Origin of the sequence: Moraxella sp., assembly GCF_024227015.1 — a bacterium.
Taxonomy (GTDB): domain Bacteria; phylum Pseudomonadota; class Gammaproteobacteria; order Pseudomonadales; family Moraxellaceae; genus Moraxella.
On record NZ_JAAELD010000249.1, the window covers coordinates 1 to 10,105 of the forward strand.

At 46.7% G+C, this 10,105-nt stretch carries 9 protein-coding genes; 7 read left to right on the forward strand and 2 right to left on the reverse strand.

Annotation, left to right across the window (positions count from 1 at the left end; all coding sequences use genetic code 11):
- The first annotated feature begins 452 nt into the window (after positions 1 to 452).
- From GY683_RS05880 to GY683_RS05910, 7 genes are all read left to right on the forward strand, one after another.
- Entirely contained in the window at positions 453 to 1,799 is a 1,347-nt protein-coding gene (locus GY683_RS05880; RefSeq protein WP_297287856.1) for a Na(+)-translocating NADH-quinone reductase subunit A, read from the forward strand.
- A 3-nt stretch (positions 1,800 to 1,802) separates the two neighbouring features.
- Positions 1,803 to 3,032 (forward strand): NADH:ubiquinone reductase (Na(+)-transporting) subunit B, encoded by a 1,230-nt coding sequence (locus tag GY683_RS05885; protein ID WP_297287857.1) that lies wholly within the window; start codon positions 1,803 to 1,805, stop codon positions 3,030 to 3,032.
- A complete protein-coding gene (locus GY683_RS05890) occupies positions 3,016 to 3,822 on the forward strand; it encodes a Na(+)-translocating NADH-quinone reductase subunit C (RefSeq protein ID WP_297287858.1) in 807 nt (268 codons plus the stop codon). Before GY683_RS05885 ends, GY683_RS05890 begins: the two co-directional genes overlap by 17 nt.
- A gap of 2 nt (positions 3,823 to 3,824) precedes the next feature.
- Positions 3,825 to 4,487, forward strand: coding sequence for an NADH:ubiquinone reductase (Na(+)-transporting) subunit D (locus GY683_RS05895; protein ID WP_297287859.1), 663 nt, complete (start codon positions 3,825 to 3,827; stop codon positions 4,485 to 4,487).
- Complete coding sequence (gene nqrE / locus GY683_RS05900; RefSeq protein ID WP_297287860.1) at positions 4,487 to 5,095, forward strand: NADH:ubiquinone reductase (Na(+)-transporting) subunit E; 609 nt, start codon at positions 4,487 to 4,489, stop codon at positions 5,093 to 5,095. The genes GY683_RS05895 and nqrE overlap by 1 nt, the downstream gene beginning before the upstream one ends.
- A 9-nt stretch (positions 5,096 to 5,104) precedes the next feature.
- Positions 5,105 to 6,337 carry an NADH:ubiquinone reductase (Na(+)-transporting) subunit F gene (nqrF, locus tag GY683_RS05905; RefSeq protein WP_297287861.1) on the forward strand — a complete coding sequence of 411 codons (1,233 nt, stop codon included), beginning with the start codon at positions 5,105 to 5,107 and terminating at the stop codon, positions 6,335 to 6,337.
- Positions 6,338 to 6,466: 129 nt separating this feature from the next.
- Complete coding sequence (locus tag GY683_RS05910; RefSeq protein WP_297287862.1) at positions 6,467 to 7,744, forward strand: aminotransferase class I/II-fold pyridoxal phosphate-dependent enzyme; 1,278 nt, start codon at positions 6,467 to 6,469, stop codon at positions 7,742 to 7,744.
- A gap of 54 nt (positions 7,745 to 7,798) precedes the next feature.
- Here the strand turns inward: GY683_RS05910 and GY683_RS05915 are convergent, their stop codons facing one another.
- Together GY683_RS05915 and GY683_RS05920 are read right to left on the reverse strand one after the other, a co-directional pair.
- A complete protein-coding gene (locus tag GY683_RS05915) occupies positions 7,799 to 8,311 on the reverse strand; it encodes a c-type cytochrome (protein ID WP_297287863.1) in 513 nt (170 codons plus the stop codon).
- A 98-nt stretch (positions 8,312 to 8,409) separates the two neighbouring features.
- A partial coding sequence (locus tag GY683_RS05920; protein WP_297287864.1) for an FTR1 family protein occupies positions 8,410 to 10,105 on the reverse strand: 1,696 nt, incomplete at its 5' end.

The window sequence follows — 10,105 nt, forward strand, 5'->3', positions numbered from 1 at the left end:
CATAACACACCTTTTAATATAAATTAACAATAAATCATTTCAAGAATTACTCAAGGATTTTAACAAATTCCCCACAAAATTTGGCAACATTTTTTAAAAAATATCAAATCATTTCTCAGTAATTCAAAAAGACAATTAAAATCATTCACTTAACCTTGTTTTTAATGGCTAATTTGCCGAAAAGTCTGTAATTTTTTGTCAATTTAGCGTATAATAGAAAGGTTTATTGCACGCTTAGCAGATTTGGTAAAATAGTAGCAACATAGTTGTGATATGCCAAGCGGCGTTTGCATGAATTCCTTTAGACAAAAGTAACTTACCAGTTGGCGATGCCACGCCAGTAAGTTTTGGATGTTTCTTGGAAAATTTGGTAGCCAGCCGTTCAGGTAGCCACGTTTTAACTGGGGTTTGCCCGCGCTGGTGTGTTTTGGTCTTAATTTAAGTATCCGCTTATGATTACCATCAAAAAAGGCTTGGACTTGCCCATCTCGGGCGAACCCGCCAACGAGATTAGCGAACACACGCCAACTCACGTTGCGCTTATCGGTTATGACTACATCGGTATGCGTCCAACCATGAGTGTCAAGGAAGGCGATACCGTCGCCAAAGGGCAAGTGTTGTTTGAAGACAAAAAACGCGCGGGTGTTAAATATACTGCCCCTGTGAGCGGTCGCATCGTTTCTGTGAATCGTGGCGAGCGCCGTGTGTTTGAAAGCATCGTCATCGCTGCCAACCCTAGCGCAGCAGATGAAGTTACCTTTAATGCCTATGCAGCTGCAGACCTTGCGTCTATTGACCGTGAGGCAGTAAAAGAACAATTGGTGGCTTCAGGTGAATGGACAGCGTTCCGCACCCGTCCTTTTAGTCGCACGCCAGAGATCGATAGCGTACCTTCAGCGATCTTTGTAACTGCTACGGACACCAACCCTCTAACCATCGATCCTACGCGCATCATTAATGACAACATCGATGCATTTAATGACGGCTTGGCAGTTATTTCAACGTTGTCGCCAAAGACTTACGTCTGCCACGGCGAAACTGCACCTGCCAAAGCAACGAACGTCGCTAATGACACCGTTTATGAAGGCTTTACAGGCAAGCACCCAGCAGGTAACGCTGGCACGCACATTCACTTTTTGCACCCACTAGGACGCGGCGCAAGTGTATGGACAATCGGCTATCAAGACGTGATCGCCATTGGTAAGCTATTCACCACTGGTCGCATCTACACCGACCGCGTGATCAGCCTTGCAGGCCCTGCAGTTAATAACCCACGTCTTATCCGTACCATTCGCGGTGCTGATTTGGCAGAATTGACTGCCAACGAGCTTAAAGGCAATGACAATCGCGTCATCTCAGGTTCGGTGCTATCAGGTCGCGCTGCTGCTGGTAACATTGCCTACCTAGGTCGCTTCCACAACCAAGTATCAGCATTGGCTGAAGGTCGTGAACGCCCTGCCCTGCACTTCTTCACCCCTGGTTTTAATCGTTTCTCTATGCTGCCAATCTACATCTCGCAGTTCTTCGGTGGCAAAAAATACGATTTTACCACGTCTACCAATGGCTCACCTCGTGCGATGGTGCCAATCGGTTCATTCGAAAAAGTCATGCCGCAAGACTACCTACCAACTCAGCTACTTCGCTCGCTCATCGTAGGCGACATCATCGAAGCAGTAGAGCTTGGTGCGCTTGAGCTTGATGAAGAAGATTTGGCGTTATGCACCTTTGTGTCACCTGGCAAATACGAATTTGGTGATATTTTGCGTGATAACTTGACCCGTATTGAGCAGGAAGGCTAAACGATGAAATTTATTCACAATATCTTTGACCGTATAGAGCCATCCTTCACCAAAGGTGGTAAGTACGAAAAATATTATGCCGTTTTTGAGATGTTTGACACGTTTTTCCGTCAACCAAGCTCTCAGACATACAGCGCCTCTCACGTGCGTGATGGTATCGACCTAAAGCGTATCATGATCACCGTATGGCTATGCACTTTCCCTGTGATGTTCTGGGGCATGTACAACGTCGGTTTTCAAGCGCTAACTGCCATCAGCCAACTTGGTCTTGAACCAACTGGCTGGCGCACAGCCATCACCGGCATGGCAGGCTATGATCCTAATAGCATCTGGGCGTGCTTCGTCTATGGCGCGATGCAATTCCTACCTATCTATGCGGTGACTTTCGCAGTAGGCATTCTATGGGAAATCATCTTTGCTGTGGTGCGTGGTCACGAAGTCAACGAAGGCTTCTTCGTTACTTCTGTGCTATTTGCCCTATCACTACCACCAGATGTACCACTATGGCAAGTTGCCCTAGGTATCAGCTTTGGTGTGGTTGTTGCAAAAGAAGTGTTTGGCGGTACTGGTAAGAACTTCCTTAACCCTGCCCTTGCTGGTCGTGCGTTCCTATATTTCGCTTATCCTGCTTATATGTCAGGCGATGCGGTATGGACAGCGGTGGACGGCTTTAGTGGTGCAACACCATTAGGTCTAGCAGCAGCTGGCGTAAGTCCCGATCAGTTCGTGAACGCCTATGGTCAAGTGATCACTTGGACAGACGCATTCTTGGGCAACATGCAAGGCTCTATTGGTGAAGTATCAACCCTTGCCATCTTGATCGGTGCAGTAGGTCTACTGTGGACGAAGATCGCTTCATGGCGTGTGATCGCAGGTTCTGTGATTGGTCTTGTGGTGACTGCATTCATCTTCAACCTAATCGGCGGCGAAAACCCAATGATGAGCCTTGCACCACATTGGCACCTAGTTATTGGTGGCTTCATGTTCGGTGCGGTATTCATGGCAACTGACCCTGTATCAGCAGCACATACCAACACAGGTCGCTGGTGCTACGGTCTATTAATCGGCTTTATGACTGTGGTTGTCCGTGTGGTAAACCCTGCTTTCCCAGAAGGCATCATGCTGGCCATCCTATTCGCCAACTTGTTCGCCCCGCTATTTGACTACTTCGTCAAACAAGCCAACATCAAACGTCAAACAGCACGGAGATTGCGTCATGTCAGCCAAAAATAGTAATGTTACGACAGTCGTAACTGCATTGGTGCTGTGCTTGGTTTGCTCCATTGCAGTATCATCGGTTGCGGTTGGTCTAAAACCAAAGCAAACCGAAAACAGCACGCTAGACTTCAATAAGAACGTCTTGATCGCTGCAGGTAAATTTGACCCAAACAAAGACACCAACAGCGTCGTTGCTGAACGCTTTGCTGACTTTGAAGTCAAAATGATCAATCTAGAAACAGGTAAATTTGCCACTGAAGAAGAGCTTAGCCAAGCAGGCATCACTGATGTGAATGGCTACAGCATCGCTAAAGCTGCCCGTACGCCAGCACTAAGTACACCACTTGATAATGACGTGGCAGGCATCGGTGGCAAGCCAAAATTCAGTAAAGTTTATCTTGCCAAAGACACCAATGGCGGCATTGACACCTTGGTACTGCCATTCCACGGTGCTGGTCTATGGGGTCAGATCTACGGTCTACTTACTCTAGATAAAGACTTCAACACCATCAAAGGTGTGAACTTTTACGAGCACAAAGAGACCCCGGGTCTAGGTTCTCGTATCACCGACGAGCCATGGCGCGCGCTTTGGAACGACAAAAAACTATATAACGAAAACGGCGAGCTCGTCATGGGCGTTGCCAAGGCAGGCACTGCTAAACCTGAACAAGTAGACGGCATCAGTGGCGCTACTCTAACAGGTCGTGGTGTGCATAACATGGTTCAGTTTTGGCTGGGTGAGAATGGTTACAAGCCATTCCTAGAAAACCTAAAAGCTGGCACCGCTGACGGCAAAGGAGCATAATCATGGCAGACACCAAAAAGATTTTAACCACGCCGATTTTTAATAACAACCCGATCGCATTACAGATCCTAGGTATTTGTTCAGCACTTGCGGTAACCACCAGTGTAAAAAACGCCTTGGTAATGTGTATTGCTTTGACATTGGTAACGGCATTTTCTAGCTTCTTTATCTCGATCATTCGTAACCAAATCCCGTCATCTATCCGTATTATCGTACAGATGGTCGTGATCGCGTCTTTGGTTATTGTGGTTGACCAGATCCTAAAAGCCGTCGCTTATGACGTCGCTAAGTCATTGTCGGTATTCGTTGGTCTGATCATCACCAACTGTATCGTTATGGGTCGTGCTGAAGCCTATGCGATGAGCAACCCACCGATTCCAAGCTTCCTAGATGGTATCGGTAACGGCTTAGGCTACTCTGCGGTACTTATTTTCGTTGCCACCATTCGTGAAATCTTAGGTAATGGTAGCTGGTTCGGCATTCAATTGCTTGAAAAAGCAACCGATGGCGGTTGGTACATTCCAAACGGTCTATTACTACTGCCACCATCAGCATTCTTCGTGATTGCGCTGTTCATTGCGATCGTCCGTATCTGGAAGCCTGAACAAGTTGAGCCTGCTGAATTTACCATGAAACCACAATCCAAAGGCATGGGAGGACACTAATGGGACATTACATCAGTTTATTCATTACGTCCGTATTCATCGAGAACATGGCACTTGCCTTCTTCTTGGGTATGTGTACGTTCATCGCCGTTTCCAAAAAAGTATCTACCGCGATTGGTCTAGGTATTGCGGTTATCGTGGTCATGGCAATCTGTGTACCGCTAAACAACCTACTTTACCAATTTCTTCTTAAAGATGGCGCGCTTGCGTGGGCAGGTTTTCCTGGTACGGACCTGTCATTCTTGGGACTTTTGAGTTATATTGCGCTGATTGCTGCTGTTGTTCAAATCATGGAGATGTTCCTTGATAAGTTCATGCCAGCCCTATATAACGCTCTGGGCGTATTCCTACCGCTGATCACCGTTAACTGTGCCATCATGGGTGGCGTACTGTTCATGGTAGAGCGTGATTATAACTTTGGTGAATCTGTAGTGTATGGCGTGGGCTCAGGTCTAGGTTGGGCTCTGGCGATTGCAACTCTAGCTGGTATTCGCGAGAAACTAAAATACTCGGATGTCCCTGCCCCACTTCGTGGTCTTGGCATCACTTTCATCACCGTTGGTCTTATGTCGCTTGGCTTCATGTCATTCGGCGGTATGAGCTTATAAGGAGAAAACATGTTTGGTACAGCATTTGGCGGTGTCGCCATGTTTACCGCCATTATCATGAGCCTTGTGGTGATCATTCTCATCGCACGCTCAAGATTGGTAAGCTCTGGCAAGGTAACCATCAATATTAACGAAAACCCTGATAATAACGTAGTAACTGCCGCAGGTGGCAAACTACTACAAACCCTAGCTGGCGAAGGCATCTTCCTATCATCAGCTTGTGGTGGTGGTGGTACTTGTGGTCAGTGTCGTTGTAAAGTACTTGACGGTGGTGGTTCAATCCTACCTACCGAAGAAGGTCATTTTACCCAAGGTGAAATCCGTGAAGGCATGCGTTTGGCGTGTCAAGTTGCGGTAAAACAAGACATGAAAATCGAGATCGACCCTGAATTCTTCGATGTCAAAAAATGGGAATGTGAGGTTATCTCTAACGAGAACGTAGCAACGTTTATTAAAGAGCTTACCCTAAAAATCCCTGAGGGCGAAGTTGTGCCGTTCCGTGCAGGTGGTTATGTGCAGTTAGAAGCGCCACCGCACGAAGTACATTACAAAGACTTCGACATCGCCAAAGAATATCATGAAGATTGGGATAACTTTAACCTATGGCGTTATACGTCCAAGGTTGATGAGCCTGTGATTCGTGCTTACTCGATGGCCAACTACCCAGAAGAAAAGGGCATCATCAAGTTTAACATTCGTATCGCAAGTCCACCACCGCGTGGTCCAGAAGGTATCCCACCAGGCAAGATGTCATCTTATGTATTTAGCCTAAAACCAGGCGACAAGATCACCGTATCAGGTCCTTATGGTGAATTCTTCGCCAAAGATACTAAGGCTGAGATGGTATTCATCGGTGGTGGTGCAGGTATGGCACCGATGCGTTCACACATCTTTGACCAATTAAAACGTCTAAAATCAGATCGAAAAATCAGCTTCTGGTATGGCGCACGTTCAAAGCGTGAGATGTTCTACGTTGAAGATTATGACGGTCTGGCAGCAGAATTCGACAACTTCGAATGGCATGTTGCCTTGTCTGACCCACAGCCTGAAGACAACTGGGAAGGTTACACTGGATTCATTCATAACGTGCTTTATGAAGAGTATCTCAAAGACCACCCAGCGCCAGAAGACTGTGAATTCTATATGTGTGGTCCTCCGGTGATGAATGCTGCGGTTATCAAGATGCTCAAAGATTTGGGCGTAGAAGATGAAAACATCTTACTTGATGACTTCGGTGGCTAATCCAGCCCAACAAAAAAAATCCACTCCATGCGAGTGGATTTTTTTGTTTTATGGGCAATCCCACCTTGCCTTTTTTGGTAATTTTGTTATGATGTTGCTTGTATTTTATCATTATTCATGAGGATTATCATGACCCATAGAGACGAAACCCTTGCCATTCATGCAGGCTTTAGCCCAGACCCCACCACTAAGGCAGTTGCTGTACCCATCTATCAAACCACCTCATACGCCTTTGACGACACCCAGCATGGCGCTGATCTGTTCGACCTAAAAGTACAGGGCAATATCTACACTCGCATCATGAACCCAACAACAGCCGTGTTAGAAGCGCGCCTTGCTGCATTAGAAGGCGGCATTGGAGCTCTAGCCGTCGCATCAGGCATGACAGCGATCATTTACACCATTCAGACATTGGCTGAGGCAGGCGATAACATCACATCCGTCTCCACACTCTATGGCGGCACCTACAATCTATTCGCCCATACTCTGCCTAAGCAAGGCATCGACGTAAGATTCTTTGATGGTGATAATCCTGAGAGCCTACGCGATAAAATCGATGACAAAACCAAGCTTGTATTCATCGAAAGCATCGGTAACCCATTGGGTAACATCATCGACCTAGAGGCAATCAGTGCCATCGCTCACGAATATGGTGTACCTGTCGTCGTGGACAATACTGTCGCCACGCCTGCACTACTAAAGCCATTCGAGCATGGTGCTGACATCGTCGTACATTCTTTGACCAAATACATCGGCGGTCATGGCACGAGCCTAGGCGGCATCATCGTTGATAGTGGCAAATTCCCCTGGAGCGATAACGCTGCGCGCTTCAAATCCCTAAACACCCCCGACCCAAGCTATCATGGCGTAAATTATGTAGAAGCGCTGGGCGCGGCAGCTTTCATTGGGCGTGCGCGCGTGGTACCACTGCGCAACACAGGCGGTACTATCAGCCCGATGAATGCATTCTTGATCCTACAAGGACTAGAAACGCTATCGCTACGCATGGAGCGCCACACCGAAAACACTCAAAAAATCGCAGAATACCTACAAAATCATCCAAAGGTAAACTGGGTAAACTATGCAGGTCTAAGCACGCACCCACAGCATGACCTCGCCAAAAAATACCTAAAAGGTAAACCATCGGCCATTCTATCTTTTGGTGTGCAAGATGGTCGCTCTGGCGGTACTCGCTTTATTGATGCTCTACAATTATTCACGCGTCTGGTTAATATTGGCGATGCCAAGAGCTTGGCTTGCCACCCTGCTACCACCACGCACCGTCAGCTAAGCGAAGAAGAGCTTGCCAAAGCCGGTGTTAGTGAAGACATGGTCCGACTGTCAATTGGTATCGAGCATATTGACGACTTGATCGCTGACTTAGAACAAGCACTGGATAAAGTCTAAAACATAAAACCACGTCTTAGGACGTGGTTTTTTATTATTAGTTAATACAAATGATTACTTAGCTTGCTCTAGCATATAATCAACTGCCGCATATACTTCTGCTTCTGTGACAGCTCCTACCGCCTGCGCAGGCATCTTATTAAAGCCCTTTGCAGAATGTTCGTGTAGCTTATCAACGCCTTTTTCTAGGCGTTTTGCCCACTCGGCTTTATCGCTAAGCTTAGGCGCATCAAGCAACCCTTGATCATGACAAACCTTGCATGTTTGCTCGTAACGTTTCTTACCTTCCTCGATAGACAGCGCCTCAACAGGTGCAGCAGCTGTCTCGGTAGGTGCCTCTGCTACAGGCTCTGGCGCTTGAGTTGGCTCTGTTTGTGTGGCAGGTTCCTGGATCGGCTCTTGAGTGACCTCTGCTTTATTCTCAGCGGGTGCCACTACTGTGGCAGCAGGTGCAGTTTCTGCTTTTGTAGGTTCTGGAGCTTTTTCAGGAGCTTTATCGCCACCACAGGCACTTAATGCGAAGATTAAAGCGGTCACCAAAGAGATTTTTTTAGCTGGGTATTGCATGTTGCCTCGCTAATTACTAGTTATAAGTTTATTGATAATATACCTAATTTTTCTATGGTTTTACAGTTAAATTTTCATATTGTTGCGGTGGGTTGCTTTTATTTAACTGATTTGCGCACTGATGTCAGCCATACCAATATACATATCGTCACATACACCGCCTGCACCGCCAAGCCTTGTACACTCGGATAAATCCCCAAAAACGCCACGCTAGGCACATCTACCACATCTCGGGGCAAATGCCCTGTCAGTTGTAGTGCCGAAATGCTCACGCCCAAAATCTTAAATCCCAAAGCATAGATGAGCCACGTTAAGATTTTAAACAGTAGCGGAATGGGCAATTTAACGGACGTTTTTGCCATGACAACTGCCACCACAAAAAGCACGCCCAATGCCACCGCTATCCCCAGCACAAACTCACTCATGGCAATGCTTGGCAAAATCCCTGCATAAAACAGCACCGTCTCCGCCCCCTCTCGAAACACCGACAAAAACGCCAAGCCAAACAGCCCTGCCATGCTTCCTGTGGATAACGCCACGCCCATGTGCTTGTTGATATAGGCATTCCACGCCTTGACGGATGATTTAGAATGTAGCCACGCCCCCACACCTATCATCATGACGACCGCCACGATACCGACCGCCCCCTCCAATGCCTCACGGTTCGCCCCTGATGTTAGAGCAGGGAAAAGTCGCGCCAACGCCCACGCCCCAACAAGGCTTGCCACCAGTCCCGTGCCGACCCCTGCCATGACCAATTTTTTGCCCTTGGGTTGTCCTGCCACCGTCAAGGCGGTCAAAAGTGCCATGACAATAAGCAAAGCTTCAAGCCCCTCACGGAGCAAAATCAGCATGGCGTCCACCCACGAATAGCGAGCGTGTGGGTTAATCGCTTGCAAGCGTTCTATCAAACTTGCCAACTTATCCACACTTGCCGTGTCGCCCTTTGCCATAATCACAGGCACATCGCTTTCAATCTCGGCATACAGCTTGGCATCTCGGGTACGCACATCGCCCTCAATACTCGCCCAGATTTGGATAAATTCGCCCAATTTGGCTTGGGCAGCTGCTTTATCATTATTTTTAAAAGCAGTTAAGCCTTGTTTTAATAACTCTGCCCCATATACCAAATCCACTTTGTCATTTTTAATTTCGGTTAATTCATCGCCTTGATTATAACTATCAATTGTTGATTTTAAAATTGCCATATTATCCGTCATCATGACGATATTGGGCGGATTATTTTCTGCTCCCACTCGTATCATTGCCATAGCGGTTTCTATTTTGCCATAATGAGCCATGCTGGTATTTCTCACCACCCTTTCATTGGCGACCCATGTTTTATTAAACGTGTGATAAACCGATTTGACTTTTTCAATATTGCCGCCCTTGCCCATTTCTTGAATAGCGGTATCTAATTCATTTAATACAGGCGTGATATTTTTGGCAAATTGACGGCGTTTAATGCCATAATCCACGGGGTTTTGCTCTTTTTCATAAGCGTAGAGTTTTATGGATAGCTCTTTTAGCGTGTCGTTATTGGGATTGGCTTTGGCGTGATTTAAGGCGGTGATTGTTTCTTGATATAATATGCTTTGGCGGTTGGTGTCTTTGCCGATATTATTTAATTCTTTTTCTATGACAATCAAATCATCTTTGGCTTGTTGGGTATTGTTTTGCTTTACCGCTCCCATGGCATCGGATAATGGGGCAAATAATGGCGTAAAGTTTAGTTTGGCATTGTCATTGGCATAAGAGACAATAGGAAAAAGACAAATAAAGAAAAGAAGAAAA

Coding starts and splice junctions, on each gene's coding strand:
- GY683_RS05880 (WP_297287856.1), top strand. CDS start 453: ATGATTACCATCAAAAAAGGCTTGGACTTGCCCATCTCGGGCGAACCC.
- GY683_RS05885 (WP_297287857.1), top strand. CDS start 1,803: ATGAAATTTATTCACAATATCTTTGACCGTATAGAGCCATCCTTCACC.
- GY683_RS05890 (WP_297287858.1), top strand. CDS start 3,016: ATGTCAGCCAAAAATAGTAATGTTACGACAGTCGTAACTGCATTGGTG.
- GY683_RS05895 (WP_297287859.1), top strand. CDS start 3,825: ATGGCAGACACCAAAAAGATTTTAACCACGCCGATTTTTAATAACAAC.
- nqrE (WP_297287860.1), top strand. CDS start 4,487: ATGGGACATTACATCAGTTTATTCATTACGTCCGTATTCATCGAGAAC.
- nqrF (WP_297287861.1), top strand. CDS start 5,105: ATGTTTGGTACAGCATTTGGCGGTGTCGCCATGTTTACCGCCATTATC.
- GY683_RS05910 (WP_297287862.1), top strand. CDS start 6,467: ATGACCCATAGAGACGAAACCCTTGCCATTCATGCAGGCTTTAGCCCA.
- GY683_RS05915 (WP_297287863.1), bottom strand. CDS start 8,311: ATGCAATACCCAGCTAAAAAAATCTCTTTGGTGACCGCTTTAATCTTC.